At 57.0% G+C, this 24887-nt stretch carries 25 protein-coding genes and 1 pseudogene; 10 read left to right on the top strand and 16 right to left on the bottom strand.

Features of this window, described 5'->3' with window-relative positions; all coding sequences use genetic code 11:
• The first annotated feature begins 357 nt into the window (after nt 1–357).
• A complete protein-coding gene (locus ACEN2S_RS11035) occupies nt 358–1554 on the top strand; it encodes a hypothetical protein (protein ID WP_441866139.1) in 1197 nt (398 codons plus the stop codon).
• Entirely contained in the window at nt 1551–2066 is a 516-nt protein-coding gene (locus ACEN2S_RS11030; protein ID WP_441866137.1) for a hypothetical protein, read from the top strand. Before ACEN2S_RS11035 ends, ACEN2S_RS11030 begins: the two co-directional genes overlap by 4 nt.
• 38 nt (nt 2067–2104) lie before the next feature.
• Here the strand turns inward: ACEN2S_RS11030 and ACEN2S_RS11025 are convergent.
• The 14 genes and pseudogenes from ACEN2S_RS11025 to ACEN2S_RS10960 all read right to left on the bottom strand — a co-directional run.
• A pseudogene (locus ACEN2S_RS11025) lies at nt 2105–2275 on the bottom strand (type II restriction endonuclease); the annotation flags it as partial.
• A 392-nt stretch (nt 2276–2667) separates the two neighbouring features.
• Nucleotides 2668–3816 carry a hypothetical protein gene (locus tag ACEN2S_RS11020; protein WP_441866135.1) on the bottom strand — a complete coding sequence of 383 codons (1149 nt, stop codon included), beginning with the start codon at nt 3814–3816 and terminating at the stop codon, nt 2668–2670.
• A gap of 172 nt (nt 3817–3988) precedes the next feature.
• On the bottom strand, nt 3989–4219 hold the full coding sequence (locus ACEN2S_RS11015) for a hypothetical protein (RefSeq protein WP_441866133.1): 231 nt from the start codon (nt 4217–4219) through the stop codon (nt 3989–3991).
• Between the two features lie 133 nt (nt 4220–4352).
• Nucleotides 4353–4589 carry a helix-turn-helix domain-containing protein gene (locus ACEN2S_RS11010; protein ID WP_441866131.1) on the bottom strand — a complete coding sequence of 79 codons (237 nt, stop codon included), beginning with the start codon at nt 4587–4589 and terminating at the stop codon, nt 4353–4355.
• An 82-nt stretch (nt 4590–4671) separates the two neighbouring features.
• Nucleotides 4672–5430 (bottom strand): hypothetical protein, encoded by a 759-nt coding sequence (locus tag ACEN2S_RS11005; protein WP_441866129.1) that lies wholly within the window; start codon nt 5428–5430, stop codon nt 4672–4674.
• 369 nt (nt 5431–5799) lie between these two features.
• Nucleotides 5800–6987 carry a tyrosine-type recombinase/integrase gene (locus ACEN2S_RS11000; protein ID WP_441866127.1) on the bottom strand — a complete coding sequence of 396 codons (1188 nt, stop codon included), beginning with the start codon at nt 6985–6987 and terminating at the stop codon, nt 5800–5802.
• 179 nt (nt 6988–7166) lie between these two features.
• Nucleotides 7167–8894, bottom strand: a complete 1728-nt coding sequence (locus ACEN2S_RS10995; protein ID WP_441866126.1) for a recombinase family protein — start codon at nt 8892–8894, stop codon at nt 7167–7169.
• Nucleotides 8895–9575: 681 nt separating this feature from the next.
• Nucleotides 9576–11804 (bottom strand): AAA family ATPase, encoded by a 2229-nt coding sequence (locus ACEN2S_RS10990; RefSeq protein ID WP_441866124.1) that lies wholly within the window; start codon nt 11802–11804, stop codon nt 9576–9578.
• 67 nt (nt 11805–11871) lie between these two features.
• Nucleotides 11872–13236, bottom strand: coding sequence for a competence protein CoiA family protein (locus ACEN2S_RS10985; protein ID WP_441866122.1), 1365 nt, complete (start codon nt 13234–13236; stop codon nt 11872–11874).
• Nucleotides 13237–13380: 144 nt separating this feature from the next.
• Nucleotides 13381–13896, bottom strand: coding sequence for a hypothetical protein (locus ACEN2S_RS10980; protein ID WP_441866120.1), 516 nt, complete (start codon nt 13894–13896; stop codon nt 13381–13383).
• Nucleotides 13893–14363: a hypothetical protein gene (locus ACEN2S_RS10975; protein ID WP_441866118.1), complete on the bottom strand. Its 471-nt coding sequence runs from the start codon at nt 14361–14363 to the stop codon at nt 13893–13895. The genes ACEN2S_RS10980 and ACEN2S_RS10975 overlap by 4 nt, the downstream gene beginning before the upstream one ends.
• A gap of 540 nt (nt 14364–14903) precedes the next feature.
• Nucleotides 14904–16628: a relaxase/mobilization nuclease domain-containing protein gene (locus ACEN2S_RS10970; protein WP_441866116.1), complete on the bottom strand. Its 1725-nt coding sequence runs from the start codon at nt 16626–16628 to the stop codon at nt 14904–14906.
• On the bottom strand, nt 16609–16965 hold the full coding sequence (locus tag ACEN2S_RS10965) for a hypothetical protein (RefSeq protein ID WP_441866114.1): 357 nt from the start codon (nt 16963–16965) through the stop codon (nt 16609–16611). The genes ACEN2S_RS10970 and ACEN2S_RS10965 overlap by 20 nt, the downstream gene beginning before the upstream one ends.
• On the bottom strand, nt 16958–17500 hold the full coding sequence (locus tag ACEN2S_RS10960; protein ID WP_441866112.1) for a hypothetical protein: 543 nt from the start codon (nt 17498–17500) through the stop codon (nt 16958–16960). The genes ACEN2S_RS10965 and ACEN2S_RS10960 overlap by 8 nt, the downstream gene beginning before the upstream one ends.
• Nucleotides 17501–17796: 296 nt before the next feature.
• On the opposite strand from ACEN2S_RS10960, the gene ACEN2S_RS10955 reads away from it, so the two are divergent.
• Nucleotides 17797–18033: a hypothetical protein gene (locus tag ACEN2S_RS10955; protein WP_441866110.1), complete on the top strand. Its 237-nt coding sequence runs from the start codon at nt 17797–17799 to the stop codon at nt 18031–18033.
• A 2-nt stretch (nt 18034–18035) separates the two neighbouring features.
• On the opposite strand, the gene ACEN2S_RS10950 is transcribed toward ACEN2S_RS10955, so the two are convergent.
• Nucleotides 18036–18473, bottom strand: coding sequence for a MerR family transcriptional regulator (locus tag ACEN2S_RS10950; RefSeq protein WP_441866108.1), 438 nt, complete (start codon nt 18471–18473; stop codon nt 18036–18038).
• Between the two features lie 85 nt (nt 18474–18558).
• Between ACEN2S_RS10950 and ACEN2S_RS10945 the strand changes: the two genes are divergently transcribed.
• The 7 genes from ACEN2S_RS10945 to ACEN2S_RS10915 are packed head-to-tail and all read left to right on the top strand — an operon-like array spanning nt 18559 to nt 24154.
• Complete coding sequence (locus tag ACEN2S_RS10945) at nt 18559–20826, top strand: heavy metal translocating P-type ATPase (protein ID WP_441866106.1); 2268 nt, start codon at nt 18559–18561, stop codon at nt 20824–20826.
• 1 nt (nt 20827) lies between these two features.
• Entirely contained in the window at nt 20828–21925 is a 1098-nt protein-coding gene (gene lspA, locus ACEN2S_RS10940) for a signal peptidase II (RefSeq protein WP_441866104.1), read from the top strand.
• Nucleotides 21918–22355 (top strand): disulfide bond formation protein B, encoded by a 438-nt coding sequence (locus ACEN2S_RS10935; protein WP_441866102.1) that lies wholly within the window; start codon nt 21918–21920, stop codon nt 22353–22355. Before lspA ends, ACEN2S_RS10935 begins: the two co-directional genes overlap by 8 nt.
• A complete protein-coding gene (locus ACEN2S_RS10930; protein ID WP_441866100.1) occupies nt 22352–22618 on the top strand; it encodes a hypothetical protein in 267 nt (88 codons plus the stop codon). The genes ACEN2S_RS10935 and ACEN2S_RS10930 overlap by 4 nt, the downstream gene beginning before the upstream one ends.
• A gap of 3 nt (nt 22619–22621) precedes the next feature.
• A complete protein-coding gene (locus tag ACEN2S_RS10925; RefSeq protein WP_441866098.1) occupies nt 22622–23092 on the top strand; it encodes a copper chaperone PCu(A)C in 471 nt (156 codons plus the stop codon).
• Nucleotides 23074–23673: an SCO family protein gene (locus tag ACEN2S_RS10920; protein WP_441866096.1), complete on the top strand. Its 600-nt coding sequence runs from the start codon at nt 23074–23076 to the stop codon at nt 23671–23673. Before ACEN2S_RS10925 ends, ACEN2S_RS10920 begins: the two co-directional genes overlap by 19 nt.
• Before the next feature lie 13 nt (nt 23674–23686).
• A complete protein-coding gene (locus ACEN2S_RS10915; protein WP_441866094.1) occupies nt 23687–24154 on the top strand; it encodes a DUF411 domain-containing protein in 468 nt (155 codons plus the stop codon).
• 520 nt (nt 24155–24674) lie between these two features.
• Here ACEN2S_RS10915 and ACEN2S_RS10910 read toward each other — a convergent pair.
• Nucleotides 24675–24872, bottom strand: coding sequence for a heavy-metal-associated domain-containing protein (locus ACEN2S_RS10910; protein WP_441866092.1), 198 nt, complete (start codon nt 24870–24872; stop codon nt 24675–24677).
• Between the last annotated feature and the right edge of the window lie 15 nt (nt 24873–24887).

Here is a 24887-nt window from a genome sequence, read left to right as displayed (position 1 = left end):
CGGGATGGAGCAGCCCGGTAGCTCGTCAGGCTCATAACCTGAAGGTCGTAGGTTCAAATCCTACTCCCGCAACCAAAATATACAACGATATCAATACCTTGCAGCCTCCTCAGGGAGGCCGTTCGCGTTTGTGCAACAGGCGTGGAAGCGCTATGGAAGCAGCTGGAACGCGTCCGCTACTGTGGCTCAAAGGCATCGCACAACTGAAATCAAAATAGAAGGGCAGGGGGAGCGCGAACTCGCCGCCCGACCTCGGCAATCCTTGCAGGCTTCAATATTGACGCATTCCAGCATAGATTGTGGACTAAGGACGCGTGTGCGAGTAACTTCAGTCCGAATTGAGCGGAGTGGTAGTCCTTGTCTATTGTTATTGATATTAAAACTCGGGTTTTCGATGATGACGATGTTGCGTATCGTCTTTTCCCCGGGCAAGGCTACCGGCACTTCAAGGCAATGAAGGAGCATTCGGTTGTCTTTCTCGACAACCCTGGCATCCCTCTCCCCGGCAAGAACGGATATAACAAGGACGAGGGGACACTTCGGGAGATTGCGAAGTCGGAAGGGAAGCAACCCCTCATCAATGCCGATGGAGATAATCTCGTGGCCGAGCTTCAGCGGGTCGACGAAATGGATTTCGCCAATGCGCGATGGGGCGCAAAAAGAGAGCTAAATCGGGGATGGATGAATGCCCTATATCACAAAGCGAAAATCGGTGATCTGGTTGTGGTCCCAAGCCCCGGGATCATCAAGAATGATGAAGGCGAGTGGCAAAAGGCCTATACATTAGTCGGGGAGATTGTCGGAAATCCCGAGCGTTGGGAGCGCAACGGGCCTCCAAATCTCATCGCTGGACGATACATCGTTCGCCGCGTCAAATGGTTGGCACAAGTAGACGAAGCGGAACTTGACCCGCAGGTCGCAATTGGGCTCCGAACGCAAAATGCACTGACGGCGATGAGGGCTCGAGCATTTGAGCGTGTCCTTGGCGCAGCATACAAGAACATCATCCTTGGCGAAGAATTTCTAGCGCGTTTCATTACCACCGACGCAGAGTTCACGGCATTTGAGAGCTACCACTTCAATGCCTTTGTCATGGCGGTCGTTGCAGCCTGTCGGAGGGCGGAGAACGGACAGGGACCTTTTGGTGATGGCGTCTCTATCTATGACATTGCTGCCGAGGTCCTTGGGCAAGACGACTTGGTTCCTGACCAAGAGTCGAGTATCCACTCACCTGGATACATGACGCTGCGTGGCTCGGTCCTTGTTCCGGCCGTCATGTCAGCCCTGTTCGCGCTCGCCGTGGCGGCTCATGCCGACCCGGCCTTGGATCCCTTCGGCGGCACTGGAACCGATCAGATTGTGGTGGTAAACTCGGAGTCCGAGGCATTCAACCCCTGCGATGTTGGCATCGACCAAGCGGTTAAAGACGCCTTAAATATTATGGGCTATCCGCGTTGGCAGCAGCTTTGTGCGGCTGGTGCGAAGGCAAATGACAACGATGGCCTTCAATCCATTACCACAGTTGAAACACGTCCAGATCCTGAAGAGCTATGAAATCCCTCAAGGAATTCTTCATCACTGAAAGCACTCCCCGCTGGCAAATCTTGCTTGGCGGCGCGGTGGTTATATTGGCTGGATTCCTTCAGAATGGTTACTTTTATGAACGTGCTTTGAGTGACACGAAAGCTGCGCAACAGCAGCAGCGGCTTGATTCGAAGGTTGCTGAAATTCAACAGCATTCGATCGACTTCCAGACCTTTGCCAACTCCTATGTCACTTCGGTTCTGGATGGCTCAGCAGAAGTATCGGAACGACGCGACGCGCTAATTGCCAACATTCTCGCCCAAGATGCAGCGGTAGATGTTTCCCGGAACCTCCTCGGCCCTTATGTTGAGTCGCAAGTTGCTGCCTATCGCGCGGCACTCAGGAACATGAAAGCCTCAGTCGAACAAGTTTCGGATGTAGTCTCTATGGGGCCGTTCTGGTCGGCGGCATCAGACCTGCTTGTTGCACGCAACAATCTTCTTAGCGCGCTCGAGGAATATTCCGACGCAACTGGGTCATAGAACCCCAGCCAGTGCATGATAGATGAACAGCGAAGCGATCAAGCGGGACGACCCAGCGTCTGAATGTCCGACCGGATGCTGGCCGGGAACATTACGATTCGCGGTTCGGGCAACTCCAACTGCACGCTGGCTAGCGTCATTTCCCGGAACTGCGCCGCGCAAACACCTTGCTGCAAGCTCACGAGGTGCGTCACTGGAATCCCGGTTGCCTCGTTGAGAACCTATCGTCAGCGATCGCGGGATGCGGTATTTGTGGCGGGCTTTCGCGGCGGGGTCGCCGGAAAGGTCGGATCGCGATCGGTCGCCTGAGAGGTAGCAAGAACTCCGTCCGCTTGCCCCGCTCCGATTGCGGCCCAAACTCAAAATCCGCGCACTCCCGAAACCGTTCCGCAATCAGGATCTCCCGGGCGTAAAGTTCTAGCTAGCGCCCGGAGTCAGCCTTGAGCCGCTGAAAGGAAAGTCTTGGCGTAGGAGCTTAAAATTCAAGATAATTTTTTATCACTTAAACAGGATATGGCGCAATTTAAGATACCCGTTGCACCTGCTGATTGGGTCGGTTGAAACCTGCGCATTGAGCGCCGCCTTAAACACGCGGCATCCCCTACACCCATCGATACCGCCCCGCCGCTTTTGCCAGCCGTTCCCCCAGCGTCTTGGGATGATCATCACAATGCCTCTGCAAGGCGGCAATGTGATTTTCCATGAACTCGAACATTTCGCCCTCGGTCACATCCGAGACCGCCGCGCGGGTGATGAACAGGCCCAGCAATTGCCGGTCCAACTCGCGCATCTTGGCGGTGCGGTTGGCCTCGGCCACATCGCTGGGCAGGACGCCGCAACAGTTCTGGTGCAGGTCGCTGGCAATCACCTCGCCAAAGCGCTGCCAGAGGCCGTGCAGCGGCCAGCGCGAGCGGTTGCGGTCACTCGTCGGCGCGCAGTAGCGGATGCGGCCTAGCGCGTCGTTGAAAGCGTCTCCGATGACGGCGTGAACATCCTCCCAGCTTTGCATCTCAAAGCGGTTGCGAAGCTGTTTGCTGCCCAGACGCATCTCAAAGCGCCAGACTTGGCTGGCCTCGCGGTCGGCCAGATCCAGTGGCGGCAGATCGCGGCGGGCGCGCTCGGCGTTCCAGATCGTCAGCCAGCCCATCTTGCGCTGCTGAATGACCTCCGCCCGCTTGTCATAGATCGCCAGTTGCCGGTTCGCTATCGCCCCGGCGCGCAGGCCGGTGACGCGGCCTCCGGTGGCCTGCGTCGCCGTCTCGTTGCCTCCGGCATATTCGGTGATCTTGGTCCCCGGTGGCACCACCAGCGCCATCCGGTCCGGTTCAAACCATGGGGCCAGCAGGTCCACCGCAAAATCGGCGCGGGTGACGCGCAACTGATGATCGGCATAGGGAATCGCCAGCGCTGCCATCACCCGGCGGAAATGCGCCTCTGCGCCGCGCAGGCCGCCGGTGGCAAGGCCGAAGGCGCGGAAGTCTACCGTGATGCCCGGATTGTTCGGAATCCGGTGCTCCGGGTCTTGGAACATCCAGATTGCGCCGTGATCGCCGGTATGGGTGACAAAGCAGCTGCCACCCCCGGCGCGCACCGACAGCACCAGACCGCCAACTTTCACCTCTCCCTCGCCATTGCTGGCTTTCGCATAGGCTTTCGCCTCGATCAGCTCGTGCCGCAGGGCAGGGGAGATTTCCGCTTGCAGGGTGAACTTCAACCCATCGAAGCCCGAATGCAGGATTTCCACACTCATTTACGCCAGCCTTCGTTTTCGTATCCGTAGAGGGGGGTGTTACAAGTCCCCCCTTTGCGCGGGGCGATCCGGGGCGAGACGAAAGACAAAAGCGCTGACGCGCAATTGTGCCTCCGGCGGGGCAGCCTTTGTTTTGGGGCCGGGCGTGGCCCGGCGTCCTGGCGGGATGCTCTCATTGTTTTTCACCCCGCAGGCTGATCTGGCGGCTGATCCAGATTTCGGCGCGCTCAAGGCATTTGGCGAGGTTGAGAAGGTCGGTGTGGAAAAAGCCCGAGGTGGATTTCCAATCGCCTTCGCCGCTTTTGTATGAGCGCGAGACTTCGACGGAATGCGAGCCTTCGTTGTTCCAGATGGTCGCGGAAATCAGGCCAATCCTGATTTTATGGGCGGGTTGATTACTCATTCTGTGTCCTTTGTTGAGGGGAGCGGCAGCGGTTCGGGAAGGGGCGCAGGGCGCATTTGCCCCACGCCCCGTTTGAAAGCCTTCCGGCCCCAAAATCCCGCAGGCTGCTGCCAACCGCCTGCGGGCAAAACTGTTAAATGTCGGTGGTGCTGCTGCGGCGGCGGGAATTGCTCCACTCCATCAGATCGCGGCGGCGATAGCGGATCGAGCGGCCCGATTTGCAGAACTCCGGGCCAAAGCCGGTGACGCGCCATTTCTGGATGGTGCGCACGCTTTGGCACAGGAAGTTTGCAGCGGTGGACTCATCAATGAGACCATCAAGATAGTCGGTTGCGGGTTGGTTTGCTTTGGTTTGAGTTTGGCTGTGCATCTGATTGCCCTATATGCGTTTCGATGCGTTGGTTTTCGCCGAAGCCAATTCCAGAATATATGCCAGTAAATTGCCCGCCAATTTACTGTTTTCTGGACTCCTGCAGGGCTTTGAAAAGCGGTGCAAAATGCGGGCGAATACCCTCGTCGCTCAATTGCGCGGCCCGTTGCATCCCGCTTTGCGCCATCGCCTGCCGCAAAAGCGGGTAATGCGACCGCGCCGCCTGATCGGGGTTGATCTTTCCGTCGCGGGCCAGCGTTTCAAAAGCGGCTTCAACATGCTGCCGAATGGTAGGCCTGCCGGGGGCCTTGTGCGGCGGCGCAATCAATACCGGCGCTGGCGTCGGCGCAATTGCACTCAGGCTGTGCAAGCGCTGCGGGGTGATCACCCGGATTTCGATAAAATGCAGGCCCTCTGACTGCAAAGTTGCGTTGTCAAAGTGAAGGTGCCCGTGCCAGTGCCGCGCCGGAATGATCACAGGAAGCGCGTGCAGATGACGCGGCGGCTGAAAGCCAAGGCCAACCAGCGCGCCGCTTTTCAGATGATCCGCCAACAGCTTCTCGGCAGTCCGCTTCAGGTCAAGGCGCGGGGCCAGAACCGTATTGCTGCCGGTCATGGCCGCCATCAGCAGGTCTTGCCATCCACCTGCCTGTGCCTTCGCCGCCTCCATCGCCTGTTGCGCGGCTGTCAGCGCATTGACGGAGGCGAGGGCATCCCACTTTGCCCGCAGCTCTGCCGGGGCCAGTTGCAGCGCTGCCCGCTCAAGGCGCATGCTGCCTTGCCAAATTGCGAGAAGTTGAGACGGATCTATGGCCGGTACAGTGGTCGTCATGGGCGGCATCTCTGGTTTTTCATATTAATTCATATAAACGCAGAAGAAATATCGCAGCCCTGTCGCTGCGTTTCTCCTTCTTACGATGTGGTTCTCACATAAAGTAAAATATAATATAAGGTGCCTTTCAGAACTCAGATTAAATTATATTTTCTTATAGTTTTTTGAACGCCCAAGCTCTCCGGTTTCGGTTGGCGAACTCCAGCCCCGATCACCTGCGGGACAGTCGCTTTCACGTCGGTGACGCCGCCGCGACGATGGAGCGAACCTGTTTCTGCCTTATGAGATAGGTGAATTTATTCGCGTTTGTTCGCCTTTGTTCAAATTCATTCAAGTGTGTTTGTTCAAATATGTTCCCCTTCGCCGGAAGGGCGCATTTTATGACACAACCCGCAGCCGGGGTGTTCCGGGGGCCGTGATCCCCAGCGCGGTATTCAACCGGGCTGCATTTTCCTCAGCCGCGCGCCGCACCGGATCATCGGCCAGATGCGCATAGCGCATGGTGGTTTGAAGCTGGGTATGGCCCAGCAAGCGCCCGACCATCTGAATAGGCATCCCCGACGAGACCGCATTTGACGCATAGGTGTGGCGCAGATCGTGAATGCGCACATCGGGCAGGCCCGCCCGCGCGCGGATACGCCGCCATGGCTCTTGCAGGTCGGTGGCATAGCGTCCCGGCAGCTTGCCCTCGATCACATAGGGATTGTCCGCGCTGCGGGGCAGGGCGTCCAGCACTGCCCGTGCCGCATGGGGCAGCGGGATGCGGCGCGCGCCTGTCTTGGTGTCGGGCAGTTCCATTCCGGCCTCGGTGAGGAAAGCCCATTGCAGGGTCTGGATCTCGCCCAAGCGGCAGCCGGTCAAAATCAGCAAGCGGAAGGCGGCGACGATGAACGGGGTTTCCGAGCCGTCGCGTTCAACCTCGGCCAAGGTCGTGCCAAGCCGGTGCAATTCATGCTGGCTCAGGAAGCGCTCGCGCTTTTGTTCGCGGTATTTCGGGACATGGCGGCAGGGGTTTGATCCATCGGGCCGCAATCCCCAGACCTCCGACAGGTTGAACATCTTGGACAGAACCCCCAGCGTCCGGTTCGCCTGATAGGGCAGGTGGCGGAATTTGTGGTGCAGATCGGCAATGTCTTTGCGCTCCACATCCACCACTTTGAAACTGCCCATCGCCGGGGTGATGAAGAGATCAATCGCCCGCCGGTATTCTCCCTGCGTGCTGGGTTTGCAGCGTTCCTTCACATGCGCCTCAAAGAACCGCTCGCAGAGGGCTGCGACATTCGGCGCGCGGCGGTGCTGGGCGATTTCCTCCACCGGGTTTTCGCCCTTTGAGACCTCGCCCATGATTTCCTTCGCCTTGGCCCGCGCAATCTCTGCAGTGATATTGCCATGCCGCCCAATCGCCGCGCGCCGGGTGCGACCGCCTTTGCGGTATTGGATCTGATAGGTCTTGGCCCCGGAGGGCATGACGCGCACGCCAAACCCCTTAATTTCGCTGTCCCAGACAAAGTAACTCTCAGACGTGGGCAGCAGCGCTTCAACGCTGCGTTTGGTCAGTTTCGGCATCAACGGCTCCATGGCTTGGCCGCATCCCGTGGAAGCACTGTGGAAGCAGCGAAGGGCAAATCATGGCGTAATGCGTAGGGACCGGGCGCGCGTTTCGTCAAGAAATATCGTTCAGGGTCAATAAGATAGAGTAAGGTAGCGCAGAAGGGCGCAGAACGTGTGACAGCCCCGAACCTCTCTCATAACCTGAAGGTCGTAGGTTCAAATCCTACTCCCGCAACCATAAATACTACACTTTGCATAACCTCTTGTTCGCATGAGGTTTTTTGCTGTCCTGACTTCTCGCCCACTCTAATGCTCATCGACAGGATGCCCGCAAGAGCACCGTGGACCTGCAATTGTGGTGCCATACGTTTGCCGCCAGTCGGCATTGGGGTCACGACAATCTTATCGACCAGGCCGCGGATTTCTTCTTGCGCCTCAGAGTTGTTGTCAGGATCGGTCAAACGCTCGATCAGGGTTTTGATGCGGGTGTGATAGGTGTCGGCCATTTTGGGGTGGATGTGGATTGTGCTGCTTGGGGCTGGCGTTACGGCCAATTCCTTCTCCAATTGTTTTTGGCGCGTTTCAAGTTGGGCCATGCGGTCCTTGATCCTTTCAGCAGGGGTGCCGGCAAGAATGGCATTCACGAGCAGATCCTGATCCTTGATCACCTTGGACAGTTCCTTCTGCTTTACCGCGCGGTCGTCGGTCCTGGTTGCAGCCAAACGGTTGCACTCGGCGATGTATTCCTCGGCGAATGCTCTTACCAACGCTGGGTCCATCAGATGGTCAGACAGGCTGGTCAAAATCTTGTCTTCCATATCCTTGCGCGCCATGGTGGTGCGGTTTGTGCAGACGGACGTGCCTTTGTTGCGGGAATTGCTGCAGCCGAACCGATCCGTTGAGATCGTCGAGTAGCCGCCACCGCAGCAACCACATTTGATCAGCCCGCTGAACAAAAACCGAGGCTTGCGACGCTCCCAAGCCTTGGTTGCGGTCTGTTTGATCTTGCGGCTTTGCTGGCGGGCTTTGGCGGCCTCCCACAGGTCTTGCGGCACGATGCGCAGATCGGGCACATCGGCGTATTCAAACGCCGCTTCCGAATTTGGGCGCGCCTGCCGTTTGCCGGTCCGAGGATCTTTGACAAACTCTTGCCGGTTCCAGACCCGGCGGCCGATATAGAGCTCGTTGTTCAGGATCCCGATGCCGCGTTTGGGATTGCCGTGGACCGTCGATTTGTCCCACGCTGGCCCGCGTGGCCCCATAACCGCCTCTTGGTTCAGCATGTCAGCGATTTTGTTGGAGGACATGCCACCCACATAAGCCTCAAATATCCGCACCACGATCGCCGCCTGTTCTGGATTGATCGCCATATCGCCCCTGTTCAACTCGCCATCATCGCGCAGAGTGCGGACAATATCATAGCCATACGCTTTACCGCCCGCCGATTTGCCTTTCTGGATGCGACCGCTTAGGCCACGGTGGGTTTTGGCCGCAAGATCTTTTAGGAAAAGTGCGTTCATCGTTCCCTTCAACCCGATGTGCATCTCATTCACAGAACCCTCGGAGACGGTCTCAATCCCGATACCGGCAAAGGTAAGGTTCTGATAAAGATGCGCGATGTCGGCTTGATTGCGCGACAGGCGATCGAGGGCCTCAGAGAGCACAATGTCAAATCGGCGGTCAGATGCATCACGTTGCAGCCGCTGCATGCCGGGCCGCGTCATGCTGGCCCCAGACGTAGCGTGGTCTTCATAGGTGCCGACAACTTCCCAACCATCGCGTGCAGCGCGAGTGCGGCAGAGCCTAATTTGATCATCAATGGACGCCGCATTCTGCAGGTCAGATGAAAAACGGGCGTAAATCGCTACGCGAAGCGGGGGTGTTGTCATCGTCACTTCTCCTTGGCAATGGTCGTCTTGCATGACCCTTTCTGGCGGTGGTGCGTGATCTGATCTGCCTCATGATCCATGCGGGCCGCGTCCCGTGCCAATGCCCGCACGAGGGCCAAGATTTGGTCCTGATATTGAGGCTCTGCCAGGCTCAGTGGAATAGGGACTTTCGAAGGCATTGCGGCAGCGTCGAGCGGTGCAGTTGGCACCTCCCTGTCCTGCGCATGTCTTTTCCGGTCCCGTGCCATTAGCCGAGGTCTCCTGTCCGTCCTGATGCTTGATCAGTCGGGGTGCTTTGATGTAAATTGGGCCGAGGATTTGGTCGGCGGTGTAGACATCAATATAAAGCATGCATGGCCTCACATATCGGGTGAAGTGGCTGAAAATGACCAAGAATCGTCGATTTCTGTGGATTGTCGCAGTATCGGAAAAAGGAAATCAAATATAAAACTAAAATATGAAGCAAAATAATATCTATAAAAATTCCAAAACCCAAAAAATCAAAAATTCCGTATTTTCTGACCTGTGCAAAGATCCAAAAAAAGAATCACTTTATCTTTGCTCTTTGAAAAAACCAAAAAACTGCTTCTCTCTTAAAAACCAAGAAACGAAGAAATCAAAAAGCGATGAATCGGAAAAGAACCTTACCAAAACGGCCTTGAGGCTTTTGCCATGTTTGACGCTGTTCTGATGTAATAGCGTCAACAGGGCTGCTTACGTTGGACCAAGCCTCTGGGATGCGAGGTCGATGTTGTCCTTCCTCTTCCCGTAGATTGCTGAACCCTCGGCTTCCTGACGTTCGCCTGTCGGATCATTTAGAGCCCTAGGCGCGGCTCCATTGATTCGATCGATCCAAAGATTGAGCGTTTTGCCTTCCAGAATACGATGAAGGAGAAGATCTTTGGCCATTTCCACCAGCAAAACGCGGTGGCGCTCGAGCTCCTGCTTGGCCTCGTTCTCTGCCGCGTCCAACCTTTGACGCAGAGCGGCGCGCAGAACCGGATCGGTGATCCTGTTGCCGGATTCAGGCGGGCTCCAAAGCAAGCCGTCCTCGCCAAAGCCGTATGACGTCTCCATTGCCAGCGCGATATGTGTGGCAAAGGCGAGATCGCAGTTTGGTTCAGACCCGCCCGACCCGCCGCCGGTTGATCCAAAGATCAGCAATTCCGCCGCGCGGCCTGCCAGCGTATAGGCCAACATATTTTGGTGGTCGCGCTTAAGGCCCGCCCCGAGGTTGGGGATGAGCTTCGTATTGCCGTCTTTTTGGCCCAACCGGACATGATGAAGTGCGCCCAGATCTTGGCTAATGGCAAGAATGGCATGGCCGCATTCATGCACGGCGATCCGCCACATCAGGGCGCGGTCAATGGACTCGCCGTCGTTCAGGTTTTGGATGACAGTGGCGATTTGCATGGGCTTGCCCTGCGTACGCGCATGGCTGCGCGCGCTGCGGATGGCCGCGTCGACCATGGCGGGGGTTGCACCGATGGCTGCATCAACTAAGTCGGGCAAATCGTTCGGACGCAGATCGGCGCCGAGTTGGTGCGTCAGCATCGTTGTCAGCTCATCCCGACCAGGCAGCGGCACTTCTATAAGGCTGTCAAAGCGACCGGGGCGCAGGATGGCGGGATCAAGCGCGCTGACGTTGTTGCAAGCCCCGACGATCAGAACACCTTCGGCGCGCATAGCAATATCGATCTGCTCAAGGAAAGCGTTGACGACCTGGCGTCGATAGCTGCCATTTTGCCGTTCACTGCTGTCGCGTGACCCTGCTGCGTCGATCTCATCGATAAACAGCACGCAAGGCGCTGCGGCAATGGCTTCGGCGAAAGTGTCTGTCATTGCGCGCAGCATCTCACCAAGATGACCGCAAGCCTGCCAACGAGCAAAGCTGGCACAGATCAAGGGAATGCCACCGCTGCGCCCCATCGCGCGGGCGAGAAAGGTTTTACCGGTTCCGGGCTGGCCGTAAAGCAGCATGGAATGAAGGCAATCGCGCCAAGCCAAGCGCCCCTCTGACCAGAGCTTGAGGTCCGCCATCAGCTGGCGGGCCGCAATCACGGCACCGTTTGCATCCGACATATCTTCCAGTGTCGGGCCGTCTGTGGGAATCAACGCTGCGGCTTGCCGCGCAAGGCTTGCAACGATAGCCGGGCCATCCGCCTCGCGAAACGCCGCATGCAGCGCATCGAGGCCGAGCCTTGCAAGCATGTCCGGCGCGGGCAACGCGCGGCGCAGATCAGAATGCCTGCGGGCATCCCCATCCAAAAAACGGAGGTGCAGCAGGGCCAGAATGATATCCGCATCGATGGGCGCAAGCCGGATTGGCGCAGGCAGGATGTTTGCGATGCTGGAGGGCAGCGCGCGGTGTCCAGCCGTGATGAGCAGGATAGGGGCCTCACGTTCCAGTGCCTCGCCAATCGTTTTGGCAAAGCGCGCGGCATCTTTGGCGTTGGCCGGATTGTCACCTGTTTGTGGGCTCAGCACCATCAGATCGCCGCTGCGCCGTTCATCCGGATCATAGAACAGCGCATGATCGGGCAGCAAATCCTGCATTGCGCGGCTGATGAACAGGATCCAGTCAGAATGCCCAACATGAAGCAGGGTGATGGCTGCCGGATCGCAGAGCGCATAATTGGTCTGGAAATCCTTGAACGTGGCGCAAAGGCGCAGGGCTGCGAGAAGTTGCAGCGTGGTGCCGAGTTGATCGGGGCGTTTGACGCAGAATGCGCGATCACCGGTTCCGTTCATCGCGGCCCAGTCCTCGGCAAGATTGACCATCGGCGGCAAAGGGTCGGGGGCGCCGAGCAGCGCGTCTACAGGATCGTCTTCGATCTTGTGGGCATCATAGCGCGGTGCGCGGCGGTGCTGCACCGCGTTCATGGTGCCACTGGCAAGGGTCAACCAAGCTGGGGTCGTAATGTGATTGGCAGTAAAGATCATAAGGATCTCCTCGGATAAAAACGGATGGGCGTTTGCTGTAAGGCGGCTTCATTTGCTGTTCAGAGGTTTAGCAGCGCGGAAAAAGGCGGCGCAGGACGGCTGACCATGTGCCGCGGAATTGCCGTGCGAGAGTGGGGTTTTGGGCGCTCTCGCGCAGTGCTTTGGCCAGCAAGGCGCGTGTTGACGGGGACAGACGGGCGATCTGTGCCCGCAAGGTTGGATCGCAAGTTGCTGCTGTTGCGATCAAAAATGCCCAATGGCTAAGGGCGGGGGAGCCATTCTGTGGCGCATCGGCGCAGAAAAACGCGCAAATCGCGGCTTCCGCTTCTTTAAGATCACGGTTTGACGCCAACAACAGAAGGATTTTGATGCCGTCCGGTATGGCATCCTGTTGCGCTTGCGCCCAATCTGGCGCGGCGCAATGCGCTGTTAGCAGGTTGTAAATCTGTCTGGCACAGGTGAGATCATCTTTGTAAATGGCTTTGAAAAACCCGAGCGCGCGCAGGTCTGTCGCATGGGGTGGGGGCCCTCCTTGCGGAAATCCCGCAAAGTTCAGAGCAGCATCTAAACCGATCTTCTTGGACCTCACTTTGAAAGATCGGCCATCAATTGTTTCTGTAAGGTGCAGCAAATGAAACCGGCTTTGATTATCTGTCTTAGAAAGGGTGGTAATCTCTTCATTGAAACCCAGAACCCGACAAGCCTGGGGCATGGTCAGATCCTGAAACCCCTGCAAGTGCAGGCGTTCGGGCTGGTTGGCATCGACAATCCAGTGCCATGCAATGCCCTGTGCCGCGTAAAAACGTTCGCGCCCGTCGATTGTCGTCAGAAGCGGCGAGGCGATTTGCACGTCGAAGGCCAGGCGGCGACCATCGGTCGTAACCGCCAGAACGTCAGGGCGACGCCAAACGGCACGGCCATCGGCGCCAAGGCCGGTCACGAGAACCTCGCATTCTGCAGTGGCGATGTTGGGATCGGCGGACAGCATCTGGCAAAGCATGGTCTTCAGCCGCTTGTGCCGTGCGCCCTCTTGCCGACCGTTGAAGCGGGCGGCGTCGACCTCACCCGCGCTGGTTGGACTGCCAAGGCTGCCGAAGGGGCAATCGCGCGGCACGGGCCTTGGGTCATGCACAAACACCGCACGACTACCATCAACGCACCCACTTTGGGCGACAGAGGTAACGCGGACATGCACAGGCTCTTTGCAACACCCGCAGATAAACCGTGACGTTCCAGTTTGGCGCAGACCGAAATCGGACCGGCGCAGCAAAGCGAGCTGCTCGGCATCAAGGGCAGACAGGATGTCTTGTGCGACACGGGGCGCGCTGTCTTTGCTATGTTGGTCAATCACGTGGGTGATAGAATTTTTGGCAATCGTATTTGGGGAAAGGTTGTCTTGGGAATTGGAAACGGGGATCAAAAAAGCCTGCATGTGTATCATCTCCTGAAAAAGGGCTGAACATTTTAGTTTGATGGGCGGCTGGAGAGCAGCCAGCAGCCCTCTCGGCAGAGCAATGGCTCTGCTGAGAGGGGGTATCACTGCCTCAAGGTCATTTTGGGGATAGGCGGTTGGGCTTTAGACTGCGACGAGCAGAGGACCTTCTGCTTCTTCCCATTCCGAGGGCGCAAATCCGTCTTCGGGAAGATAGTCAAAGAACGGCAAAGCGATCATCGCGTCGACCATATGGCGCGCCTGAATCAGCAGTGCATTGCGATGCTGCGCGATTGGGCCGAAGCCCCGCACTTGATAATCGTGAAAAAAGCACGCTTTCATCTCGCGGTGCAACTGGCGCGGCAGCATCGGGTCGTCGCGATCAATCATCCGCGAAATCAGCCGTGCGATACATTGCAAGGGGCGGTCTTCGGGCAAGCGAACGGGCAAGTGTTGCAGCCCATTCAGCGCGTTTACGAAGCGCGCTTTATCCGCATCTCTATCGCGTTGCCAAAGACTGAGGGCGACATCCTGATTGTAATTGATGTCCTCGAGATCCCGCTCCGCCTCAATATAGGCTGCGAAAAGCGGAAGGAACAGGGTGAAGGCCAGGGACCACGCAGTCTCGCTTTGAGGCCCAAATGTGAAAATGTTGTTCATACCATGCCCCCTTTTCCGAAAACGGCGCCAGCGTGGGCATGTGTGGCGATCTGTCCGAATGTGGAAAGGAAACCCACCTCGATGCCGGAATGCGCCCGTTCGGCGGTCATCATGTCAAACACCGCCCATTGCAGGATCTGCGGAGAGTTCACGGCAACCATGAAATCAAGGGCAAGCGCCGCGTAGCGGGCGCCGGTTGCACAATCAGGGCCGTAGTCGCCTGTAGGCTGGACGTCCCAGAAGCTGCGTGGCGCAGCACCTGCAGCCTGTTCGCGCAAGGTGGTATTGCGCACGAAGGGCAACGCCAGAACCGCATGGGAGAGAGGGTTAATATCGGGGAGAACATCGCCCGAAAGATTCAGAGCCCACGTCAGCTGCACAGCCGAGAGAGAAAATCCCCCGAGAACATTGCGCCGCGTGAGGGCTTTCTGCCCGTTAGGCAGCATGATAAGATTGGTAGTAGCCATTGTGTGATCTCCTCAAACAGATCGTGCTTCGGTTAGGGCCGGTTGGAAGGTGAGATTTCCATCCGGCTCGCTTGTGCTTTACTTCAATGTAGTTATATGTATCTTACTTGCAGATGGCAGTCAACTTAATATGAGCACATATAACTACAAATGACGCAAAAAGGTCTTCCAATATCATTTCGCCTCACGCCTGAGAAGAAACAGGCGCTGGAAACTGCTGCCGAAGCAGATTCCCGTTCGGTATCGTCAATGCTCGACAAAATCGTGTCAGACTGGCTGAAAGAGCAAGGTTTTCTGCCGAAGCCTTAGTCGGGCGCGGCGTTTTCTGGGCCAATAGTTTCTGGGAAATACGGTCAATTCTAGGGCAGGGCTTAGGTCTACGCCCCAGATGTCGCAGTAGCCGTTCAAATCCTGAACACCCCAAGCGTCATGCAAATGGCGACGGCATGGACTTTGTTTTGCGCATCTAAGCGTCTGCATGCGCTCGCAATATAAGACTCACGCTCTTGGTGCTGCGGATCTGTTGGCAACCACCTGCTGCTATGGCGGGGGAATATCGCCACACGCCGACAGGTCAGTAACCTCGCTGGGCAACTCAATCAGGTCATCGCCAGTTATATTAATCGCTTCGTCCCAATCTTTTGCATGTGGGAACATTTCACGCAGTTGATCCATCATATGTGGCGCGTCGTCGAACGATGCGGTGCTAATCGCAATCTTGCGACCCCGTGTCAGCCATTCAACATGCGCTTTGCGAACCGGATCCAGGCCAGCGCCAATCACAATCACCAAAGGCATCGGCCCGTCTATTTGCAGCATCTCTTTGAGTGCATCCAGCGAAGTGCGCACCAAAAGGCATGTGTTGGCTGGTTGAGGTCCGATCGTAGTGACGCCAAGAGCGGATGTTGCGGGCATGAGCTTGGGTGGAACAGCCTCTAATGACAGCCGATCAAATGATGCGATGCTGCCGTCCATGAGGCGTGCGGCAAACAAAAGGTCGCCTTTGGAATCCGCACGGATCGTCTGCGGATAGCTCGATGTAAGGTCTTTCAACGCTTCGGGAACGCCACTGGCCTCGTAGTAATTTGATAACATCCAGCTCTGCCGCCGAGCCGTATGATCGTCCAGACGGGGCAAATCACTGATCTGCTGACGCAGTGCATGGCTATATCGGTCCAGCACAGATTCTGTCGTTTCGATTTTGGTCGCTGACGGCCCACGGCTAAGCGTCAGCCTTAAGGCTTTGATCTCGTGAATGTGATCTTCCCGCAGTATAGCACGAAATGCCTGTGCCTCCGGTGACTTGCTACCGCGGAGCTTCATGCGCATCGTCGCGCGCTCGCGTTTTTGCTTGAGTTTCAACTTGCGAAGTTTGAGGTGGGGCGTTGTAGTCTTCGCCAGCGACAGTGCCACCGTTGCCTCAACAAACGTTCCCAATTTTTCACACATCTTGCGCATTCCGAAACGCGTGCCCAATCCAGTTGCCGGCATGTGGCGTTGCGTCAAAGTCTCCACAATACGTGCGCCGGAGCGGAACTTCTGATATACAAGGCCGATACGGGACAGGGCTGCATGAACGACAGGCCAGCTGTTCGCGTGATCCAAAGCTACGATGAGCCGATCCAACCGTTCGCCGGTCATTGTATCGCGCAGATGTTTGCGGCCGGTGCGTCTATCTTGTTCTCTCGCCGCTCGGCCTACCGGCCGCAGCCCATGCGCGCGCTCCAGAGCTTTGTGCTCCCAATGTGATGCGGGTTTGTGGATCAACACGATCTCACTATCATCCATCCCGACATCAAACCGACCTCGATCAGAAGGCCAGCCCATCCGGTATTCTACTTTGCGACAGGCCAGTTCAAGCCGCTTGAAGCTATCGCTCATCGATAGCGTTGCACCTGACAATGGGTTCACCAAGCTGAATGCACCATGCGCGTGAGGGCTGGGTCGATTGCGGTCGATGCCGATCGCCGTTTGATGTTCGCCAGCACCCAATTCCTGAAGCACCATCTCGATCGCAAAGATCATGTCGCTATCAGAATGGGTCTCCGTTTCCGACCAACTGCAGACGAGATGGCAGCATGGCGCACGCAATCGCGGATTTAGGCCCGCCGTGAATGCCATCTGTTGCGCCGCGCTCTCCCAGTCGCCTGTTACGTTAATCAGCTTAACCGTCGTCGCTTTGTCGCAAACATACTTGACCCGCGCCCGAAAACACTCGTTGGGATTGTTTCCAGAAGGGTGATTTTTAATCTGTTTCGGAAGCATCTGCGGGCCCCATCATCAGGTCTTTTTGTATCCGCGCGATCTGAGCAGCAAGCGCGGTTGCTTCCTCCTTTACCTCCTTCGGCAGATCATACGAGGCCAGTGCCGCTGCCCGCGCCCCGATCTGTCCCAGTTGGCCGGATATCACGCGGCGCAGGCGCAGGCTGGCTCCGTTTGGCGTTTCCATTAGATCAATGATCCATGCACTGAGACTTGGAAATCCCAGCCTCAGTGATGTCTGTTTGAAGCGCTGTTTGTCACGGGCCCAACACCGGACGCAAACGCTGCCATCCATCTGCCGACGATCCGAACGCACCCCGCCGTCACCCGCTTTAGCCATGCTCAGACCCTGATCCATTGGCTGCGTTTTGCTTCGCAAGGATCTCATCAATCAACGCATTTTCAGTGGCTTCTGTGTGAACTTGAGCCGCCTTTGGAATATGAATAGCATCAATATTTGATGCGCTGGCGTCTCTATCCGCGTTACGGCTACTATCCATTTCAGGATCTTCGGCGCGCGTTGGTTTGATTTCGGCGCTCTCGGGTTCCTCTACATTATGCGGTTCAGTTTTGTTGGCCTTTACCGCTTTTACCTGTGCCGATTTTCCTTTCTTAGCGATGTTTTGCGGGTTGAGTGCTTTGCGCAAATGCCCTCCAAACGTCTCTGCTTTAATCGCCGAACCGTATTCGTTCCACATGTCCACCAACTGGTCGCGGCTGTATCCTTTGTCCATTGCGGCACGAAATACGGCCTTGTTCTCGTTGATCGCGTCAAAGGCCTGAATTGTCGCTGGCTCTACACTTGGCAACCCTTTAATGTGGGCAATGAGTTTCTCTAAATTTTCGGGGGTGATTCCCCTCGGCGTCTTTGCCATGTCGATCTCCTTTTCTGAGTGTCGACTCTTTCAGTAAGAGCAGCCCAAGAAAAAATCCAACAGGCCCGATCTATTTTCTGTGGACAAAGAAGTTGATATCCATTTTGCATGCGGGCTAGACGAAGCTTTTTGGTCGTTTAGCAATGCGAATTAAACTGATTGCCCTACTCCAAAAATAATTTCACACTTTCAGCAGGGTATGCGGACGGTAAAACCGTCTGAGGGTTGCGAATGTGACCCGCCAACAGTTGACGAATCGGTCATTCAAATCTCGTGGGTGATCGAAGGTGATGTGCATGAACAGGGCCCTGTCGGTCGTTCTGATGGAAGTGATGTGGCCCGCCTTCACTCGGTTGAATGTTTCGTCAGTGCTATTGTGGACCGGGTTTTGGGTCGACGCCGGGTATTACTTTGGTGCTGTGATCGAACGCGCCGTGGCTCAGGGATGGGGCGCGTTAAGCATCCTGCGGCTTTTGATTTTTGTCGGCTTTGCGGTGGTATGCTGGTGGCGGCTGTCGCGAGCCGTGGGATGACACTACAAAGTCGCATGGCCGGTCGCGTCATGCGCATGGCCGCATAGATCATGATTCCCCAGCACTTCGATCACGCGGCAATCGGCGATGGTGCCATGGGCGCATTGGGCAATCATCCGTTCCAACTCGACTTCCAGGGCGCGCAGGCGGGCAAGGCGGTCACGCACGGCGACAAGTTGTGCCTTTGCGATCTGATCCGCTGCCGCACAGGATTGATCGGGGGTATCGGACAGGCTGAGCAAGTCGCGGATGGCCTCCAGCGTGAAGCCCAGCTCGCGGGCATGGCGGATGAAAGTCAGCCGGTCCATTGTGGCCGAGCCATAAAGGCGCTGATTTCCGGCGCTTCTTTCCGCTTCGGGCAGCAGACCGATTTCTTCATAATAGCGGATCGTCGGCACTTTGACGCCGGCAGTCTTGCTTAACTTTCCGATGGTCAGCATAAAAAACCTCTTGAACCTCTAGTTGCTAGAGACATTAAAGATGGGAATCAATAAGGGCAATGCCTTGACCAGACCGGAGACAGATATGACCACGCCACCCATTGAACAAACCGAAAGCAGTTGCGAATGGACCGTTTCGGGCATGGACTGCGGATCTTGTGCCAATAAAATCAAGGATGCCGTGGGGCGGCTGCCGGGGGTTTCTGATATCAGTGTGGCACTGATGACGGAACGCCTGCGGTTGACACTGGATGAGGCGCAAACCCCCCGTGGGCGGATTGAGGCGACAGTCAAATCGCTTGGCTACGGCATTGCGCCAAAGGGCGAGGCCGCCGCGCGGAAAGAGTTTGTGATGCCCGTGCAGGCAGATGGGCAGGATCATTCCGATCACGATGGCCATGACCATGACGCCAAATCCAGCCCTGATGCGGGCCACGGGAGTGCAGGCCATGTGCATGACGACCCCGCCGACAGGGGCCGGCCTTGGTATCAGACCTCCAAGGGCCAACTGGTCATCGTGACCGGTATTCTTTTGGTGGTCGCCTGGGCCATCGAACTTTTGACTTCGTCTGAGATCGGCTATTGGGCGTTCTTTGTTGCCTGCCTGATCGGAGTAGCACCCGTGGCCAAACGGGCCTTTGCCGCGCTGCGCGTCGGCCAACCTTTTACCATCGAAAGCCTGATGACGATTGCCGCCATTGGCGCGCTGTTCATCAACGCGGCGGAAGAGGCGGCGTTGGTAGTCTTTTTGTTTGCGGTGGGCGAGGTGCTGGAAGGCGTTGCGGCAAACAAAGCGCGTGACGGCATTCGTGCATTAGCCAATCTCGTGCCCAAAACGGCGCTGCTGGAGGAAAATGGCACCACCCGTGAAATTCCCGCGGAAACCCTGACTGTGAGCCAGATCGTGCTGGTGCGTCCCGGTGATCGCATCCCAGCGGATGGTGAGATTGCATCGGGCACAAGTGGCATCGATGAAAGCCCGGTAACGGGCGAAAGCGTGCCGCGCACCAAAGGGCCAGGCGATGCGGTCTTTGCAGGCTCGATCAATACAGAGGCCGCCTTGCGCGTGAGAGTGACCAAAGCTGCGCAGGACAACACAATTTCCCGCATTATCCAATTGGTGGAAGAGGCCGAGGAAGCCCGCGCGCCGACAGAACGGTTCATTGATCGGTTCAGCCGCTGGTATATGCCTGCAATTGTCGGTGTGGCAGCGCTGGTTATCCTCGTGCCCCCTCTCGTGTTCGGGCAGTCGTGGGACACATGGATTTATCGTGGCCTCGCACTTTTGCTGATCGGTTGCCCTTGTGCGCTGGTGATTTCGGTGCCTGCGTCCATTGCCTCGGCCATGTCTGCAGGTGCGCGCAAGGGGCTGTTGATGAAAGGCGGGGCCGTGATCGAGGCCGCCGCCAAGACCACCCATGTGGCCTTTGATAAGACCGGCACTCTGACGCATGGTCGCCCGGTTGTGACGGATGTGGTTCCGTTGGGGGCGTTGGAGGAAAGCGCCGTGTTATCACTTGCGGCAGCGGTTGAGGCCGGCTCAAACCATCCGCTCGCCATGGCAATCTCCGGCAAGGCCAAGGACGCAAATGCGCCTGTATTGGCGGCGAAAGACGCCCGCGCGATCCTGGGTAAAGGGGTTGAGGCAGTGATCGACGGCGCGTCCGTTTGGGTCACCAACCCCAAATATGCGATGGAACAAGGCGGCTTGGACGGTATTGGGTTGCGGCGCGCGACAGCGCTGGAGGAAGAAGGCAAGACCGTTGCCGTGCTTTACCGTGCCTGCGAACCCCTTGCCCTGTTTGGGCTGCGGGACGAACCGCGCAGCGATGCCGTCGATGCGGTGCGCCAGTTGCGCGCCATGGGGATCACACCAGTGGTTCTGACAGGCGACAACCCACGCACGGCAGCGGCTATTGCGGGCGGCCTCGGCATAGAGTTTCAGGCGGAAATGATGCCCGAGGACAAGTTGACGGCAATCAAGAAGATGGGTGAGACCGGTCATGTGATGATGATTGGTGACGGCATCAATGACGCGCCGGCGCTGAAACAGGCGTCGGTTGGCGTGGCGATGGGATCGGGCACCGATGTGGCGCTGGAAACCGCCGATGCCGCCATTCTTCGCGACCGGGTTACGGATGTGCCTGCGCAGATCCGGTTGGCGCGGGGTGCTATGGCCAATATCCGCCAGAACGTGACGCTCGCACTGGGGCTGAAGGCGGTCTTTCTCGTGACCTCCGTGTTGGGAATTACTGGGCTGTGGATCGCCATTCTGGCTGATACCGGTGCCACCGTGCTGGTGACCCTAAACGCGCTGCGCCTGTTGCGCTTTGACCCTGAGCGGGAGGGATGACGTGATATCACTGTTTGGGTGGGTCGTTCTTGCCATTTTGGCGACATATCTTGCTCTGTTCGTCTGGGGCAATGCGATGGCCTCGCGTGCAATAGGACGATCGGTCTGGCTGTTTGGCAAGGCCAAGGGCAGCGACCGAGTCGCCGCGCTTGGGTTTCGTTCATCCTTTGTGGTGGCAGGCTTTGGACCAATGCTTTGGCTGGCAGTTCCGGCACTGCACAAGACTGACCCGCTGTGGACCGAAGGCGCGTTTCCCGGCCTTGGGATCATTGGTATTTGCGTCGCAGCAGTTGGCGCGATGGTCGCCGTTCTGGCGCAAAAGTCGATGGGCACCTCTTGGCGGGTCGGGGTTCCTGAGGTTGATACCGGAGCCCTGGTTCAGGCCGGGTTGTTTCGCATCAGCCGCAATCCGACTTTCTTGGGGCAAGCTATGCTGTTGGCCGGTGTGGCACTGGCGATCCCAGCGCTGCCGACCGCGGCGGCTGTCGTGATATTCCTGACCTCGGCCAGCCTGCAAATCCGATCAGAGGAAGCTGCTTTGGCCCGCACGCTTGGGCAGCCCTACCTAGCATATTGCAAGGATGTTCCGCGCTGGATCGGATTGAAAATGGAAATTCCGGAAACGCGTCTTGCGATGGGTTTTGTTCTGGTTTGGGTGGTCGCTTTTGATCAGATCACAAAACTCATGGCGCTTGTCTGGTTGACGCAAGGAGATCCCTATCCTGTTTCGCCCGGCTTTAATCTCGCACTTGGTTTCAATGAAGGTGCCAGTTTTGGCTTGTTGTCCGGGGTCATGGCAGGCAGGCCATGGGCCATGATTGCCCTGACGGGTGGTTTGACACTGCTCATGGCCATCATGGCATTGCGGACAAACAACAGATGGGAACGGCTGGGGCTGACTCTGATCGTCGGTGGATCGCTCGGGAACATCATTGATCGGGTGCGGCAAGGCATGGTGACAGATTTTCTCGACGTCTATTGGCGGACGTGGCATTGGCCGACTTTCAATATGGCCGATGTGGCGATCAGCCTTGGGGCGGTAGCATTGATTTTGGCAATGCTGCGTAAGGCACCTGAGCAGGAGAATGCCGATGCGTGAAAACGGATTCCTTACAACTTTCCGTTTGGAAGGGGCGCTGGCGGTAGCTTTCGGGATTGCCCTTGTCGCCACCCTGGCCGCGCTGTTCATCGGTGAGGTCTTGGGTCAGATGCCCTGCACTCTGTGTTGGTATCAGCGCATCGCCATGTTTCCTTTGGTGCCGATATTAGGGATCGGAGCATTGCGCGGGGATACAGGCGTGCGTATATACGCGCTGCCCCTCGCACTGGCGGGGCTCGCATTGGCACTTTGGCACAGCGGGCTGTATGCAGGGTTGATCCCTGCCGCCATCGCACCTTGCACCGCATCAGGTTCGTCCTGCACAGATCAGGCACAGCTGGTCCTTGGGCTGCCCTTGCCCCACCTATCCACCATCGCTTTTGCGGCCGTCCTGGCCGATCTCAAGTTGCTAAAAGTATCCCGCGCATGAATCGCCGCGCTTTTGTTCTCGGCTCGACCGCTTTGGGCGTGATAGCCTTTGGTAGCGGCGCCTTTTACGTCACCCGTCAGCGTGACGCCGCCCTTGCCGCAGCAACAGCCCCTGTTATCGATGACGCTGTTCTGATCCGAGCTTACACCATGTCGCATAGTGCAGCCCTTTACCTTATCGGCCCGAAGGGTGATTGGTTGCGCCAATTCGACTATGGCACCCCTGCCGATGCCATTCTTTCCGATCTGAAATCGAGGTTCTGACACATGAAAAATCTCCTTCCTGCAATGGCATTTTTGTTGGCGGCCCCAATGGCGCAAGCCTGTGAAACCTTTACGAGCGGCGATATCAGCGTCCAACAGGCTTGGTCCCGTGCCTCTATCGGAACGGGGCGCCCAGCGGTTTTGTATCTGGAGATCACCAACGACGGCGCCATGGATGACGCCCTACTTGGCCTCACGACACCGGCGGCCAGCATGCCGATGCTGCATGAAACCACTGTCACAGATAGTGTCGCCGCGATGCCCCATGCTGCATCAATTCCCGTTCCAGCAAGCCAAACTGTGGCTCTGTCTCCGGGAGGATTTCACGGGATGCTCATGGGCCTGACCGCGCCGCTGGTCGAAGGCGAAAAATTTCCTATCACTCTGACTTTCGAGAAGGCAGGCACGCTTGATGTGACGGTGGATATTTTGTCGATGCGGGCACAGGAGGCTGCGTGCGTCGACGCCAAGTAATCCTCTCGCTTGCCGGAGTGGCAGGGGCTGCGGCTTTCATGTTGGGATTGGGGGCATGGAAAGCGCGTAACCGCGCCGTTCCCAACGCACTGCTACCATTGCGCTTAACGAAAATGGACTGGCGTCTGACCAATCACCTAGGGCAAGAGGTCACCGTCGCAGAATGGCGGGGACGCCCTGCCATGGTGTTTTTTGGCTTTACCTATTGCCCCGATGTTTGCCCAACCACGCTGCTTGATATTGCTGACTGGTTGGAAGCGCTTGGCTCAGACGCCGACAGGCTGATGGTCGCTCTGATCACAGTCGACCCGGAGCGTGACACACCGGATGTGCTTGCGGATTACCTATCTAATTTCGACCCGCGGATCATTGGCCTTACCGGCAGTATGGGCGAGACAGCCTGCGCGGCCGCTGATTTTCGCATCAGCTTTGAGAAAATGCCTACCGTGGACGGCGACTACACCATTAACCACACTGCGGGCGTTTTCCTGTTCTATGCCAACGGGCGATTTGCCAGCATCATTGACTTCCACGAGGATCGGCGTTTCGCTGTTCCAAAATTACGCCGCATTCTTGCCTGAGGAGAAGCTCACCATGTCTTTTGCCACCTTAACACGCCGCCACCTGATGTTGATCGCCGGAGCTTCAGCCATCGCCCGGCCGGCCCTTGCAGCAGATCCTGCCGTTCATGTCGTCAAGGATCGAAACTGTGGATGCTGTTCGGCTTGGGTCGATGTTCTGCAGACCGAAGGTTTTGCGGTTACCACCGAGGACAGTCTTGGAACCTTGCTGATGCAGTATAAATCCGACAATGGTATCCCGCAGGACATGATCTCATGCCATACTGGCCGGATTGATCAGTATATGCTGGAAGGCCATGTGCCACCATCCGATATAAGGCGCCTTCTGGTCGAGCGCCCCGATGCCATCGGCTTGGCAGTGCCTGGTATGCCTTACGGTTCTCCGGGGATGGGGCCGGAAAGCGAGCGCGAGGCGTATGATGTGTTCCTGATCCGGCGCGACGGCACGACCGAAGTTTTTTCGCGCTACGAGGCTGCGTGAGCCATGGTCGTTTGTTCTATTTCGTCCTCGCTTAAGCGAGACTACACACTCTAGGCGCGTTTAGAGACGCCTGATACCGGCTATATTGTCGAATGGTTTAGACCGTTTGTGCGTCAATTATGCGCCAGTCGTAACCGGCCGCCTTGGGATAGCGCCTGCTTGAACTAAGTATTTTCCGGATGGGCTTTTCTGTTGCAGATTTTCGATTGAGCGCAATCGGGCAAACGCACTAAAGGTTTATGATTGCGCAAAGAATGGCGTTTTTTGCCATCTGAGACATTGATGACAAGTTCGAAGTCTGGGCGGGAAGTGGGGATCATATTTCGGATTGTCAGGCTCTATAGGTCTATGGGGTTCGTTCTGATATTTTGATATTCGTTTGTTAGAGCCATTTTCTCATAATACTCGGTGCCAGTGTTAGAAGCCGCCCAGCACGACCGGCGGCACGTCTGCTATTCTCTACAGTGACGTGGACGCAGCCCAATGGGAAAAGGTTCCGTGGCACATTGGTAAGGGGCTGTCATGCGACCGAAGCGGGGAAGCCAACCTTCATCAGCGCGGCTACCACAGCCGCCCCATCAGTATTGCTTTCGACGAAGACCTTTCGCGCTGGCATATCGAACTCAATGCGTGCCGATGGATCGAGGCTGTGAATTGTTTTGTCTACGGTAGATTTGCAGTGGCCGCAGCTCATGTCGGGGATGTGGAAGGTTGTCATTGGAATCTCTCTGTT

This window comes from Phaeovulum sp. W22_SRMD_FR3, assembly GCF_052113705.1.
GTDB lineage: Bacteria > Pseudomonadota > Alphaproteobacteria > Rhodobacterales > Rhodobacteraceae > JBGQOG01.
Note: the sequence above shows the minus strand (reverse complement) of the source record. Positions and strands in the feature narration are given on the sequence as shown.

Excerpts from the sequence above, each read along its gene's own strand:
- ACEN2S_RS11030 (WP_441866137.1), top strand. The coding sequence starts at position 1,551 with ATGAAATCCCTCAAGGAATTCTTCATCACTGAAAGCACTCCCCGCTGG.
- ACEN2S_RS11020 (WP_441866135.1), bottom strand. The coding sequence starts at position 3,816 with ATGAGTGTGGAAATCCTGCATTCGGGCTTCGATGGGTTGAAGTTCACC.
- ACEN2S_RS11015 (WP_441866133.1), bottom strand. The coding sequence starts at position 4,219 with ATGAGTAATCAACCCGCCCATAAAATCAGGATTGGCCTGATTTCCGCG.
- ACEN2S_RS11010 (WP_441866131.1), bottom strand. The coding sequence starts at position 4,589 with ATGCACAGCCAAACTCAAACCAAAGCAAACCAACCCGCAACCGACTAT.
- ACEN2S_RS11005 (WP_441866129.1), bottom strand. The coding sequence starts at position 5,430 with ATGCCGCCCATGACGACCACTGTACCGGCCATAGATCCGTCTCAACTT.
- ACEN2S_RS11000 (WP_441866127.1), bottom strand. The coding sequence starts at position 6,987 with ATGCCGAAACTGACCAAACGCAGCGTTGAAGCGCTGCTGCCCACGTCT.
- ACEN2S_RS10995 (WP_441866126.1), bottom strand. The coding sequence starts at position 8,894 with ATGCAAGACGACCATTGCCAAGGAGAAGTGACGATGACAACACCCCCG.
- ACEN2S_RS10990 (WP_441866124.1), bottom strand. The coding sequence starts at position 11,804 with ATGATCTTTACTGCCAATCACATTACGACCCCAGCTTGGTTGACCCTT.
- ACEN2S_RS10985 (WP_441866122.1), bottom strand. The coding sequence starts at position 13,236 with ATGCAGGCTTTTTTGATCCCCGTTTCCAATTCCCAAGACAACCTTTCC.
- ACEN2S_RS10980 (WP_441866120.1), bottom strand. The coding sequence starts at position 13,896 with ATGAACAACATTTTCACATTTGGGCCTCAAAGCGAGACTGCGTGGTCC.
- ACEN2S_RS10975 (WP_441866118.1), bottom strand. The coding sequence starts at position 14,363 with ATGGCTACTACCAATCTTATCATGCTGCCTAACGGGCAGAAAGCCCTC.
- ACEN2S_RS10970 (WP_441866116.1), bottom strand. The coding sequence starts at position 16,628 with ATGCTTCCGAAACAGATTAAAAATCACCCTTCTGGAAACAATCCCAAC.
- ACEN2S_RS10965 (WP_441866114.1), bottom strand. The coding sequence starts at position 16,965 with ATGGCTAAAGCGGGTGACGGCGGGGTGCGTTCGGATCGTCGGCAGATG.
- ACEN2S_RS10960 (WP_441866112.1), bottom strand. The coding sequence starts at position 17,500 with ATGGCAAAGACGCCGAGGGGAATCACCCCCGAAAATTTAGAGAAACTC.
- ACEN2S_RS10955 (WP_441866110.1), top strand. The coding sequence starts at position 17,797 with ATGAACAGGGCCCTGTCGGTCGTTCTGATGGAAGTGATGTGGCCCGCC.
- ACEN2S_RS10950 (WP_441866108.1), bottom strand. The coding sequence starts at position 18,473 with ATGCTGACCATCGGAAAGTTAAGCAAGACTGCCGGCGTCAAAGTGCCG.
- ACEN2S_RS10945 (WP_441866106.1), top strand. The coding sequence starts at position 18,559 with ATGACCACGCCACCCATTGAACAAACCGAAAGCAGTTGCGAATGGACC.
- ACEN2S_RS10935 (WP_441866102.1), top strand. The coding sequence starts at position 21,918 with ATGCGTGAAAACGGATTCCTTACAACTTTCCGTTTGGAAGGGGCGCTG.
- ACEN2S_RS10930 (WP_441866100.1), top strand. The coding sequence starts at position 22,352 with ATGAATCGCCGCGCTTTTGTTCTCGGCTCGACCGCTTTGGGCGTGATA.
- ACEN2S_RS10925 (WP_441866098.1), top strand. The coding sequence starts at position 22,622 with ATGAAAAATCTCCTTCCTGCAATGGCATTTTTGTTGGCGGCCCCAATG.
- ACEN2S_RS10915 (WP_441866094.1), top strand. The coding sequence starts at position 23,687 with ATGTCTTTTGCCACCTTAACACGCCGCCACCTGATGTTGATCGCCGGA.
- ACEN2S_RS10910 (WP_441866092.1), bottom strand. The coding sequence starts at position 24,872 with ATGACAACCTTCCACATCCCCGACATGAGCTGCGGCCACTGCAAATCT.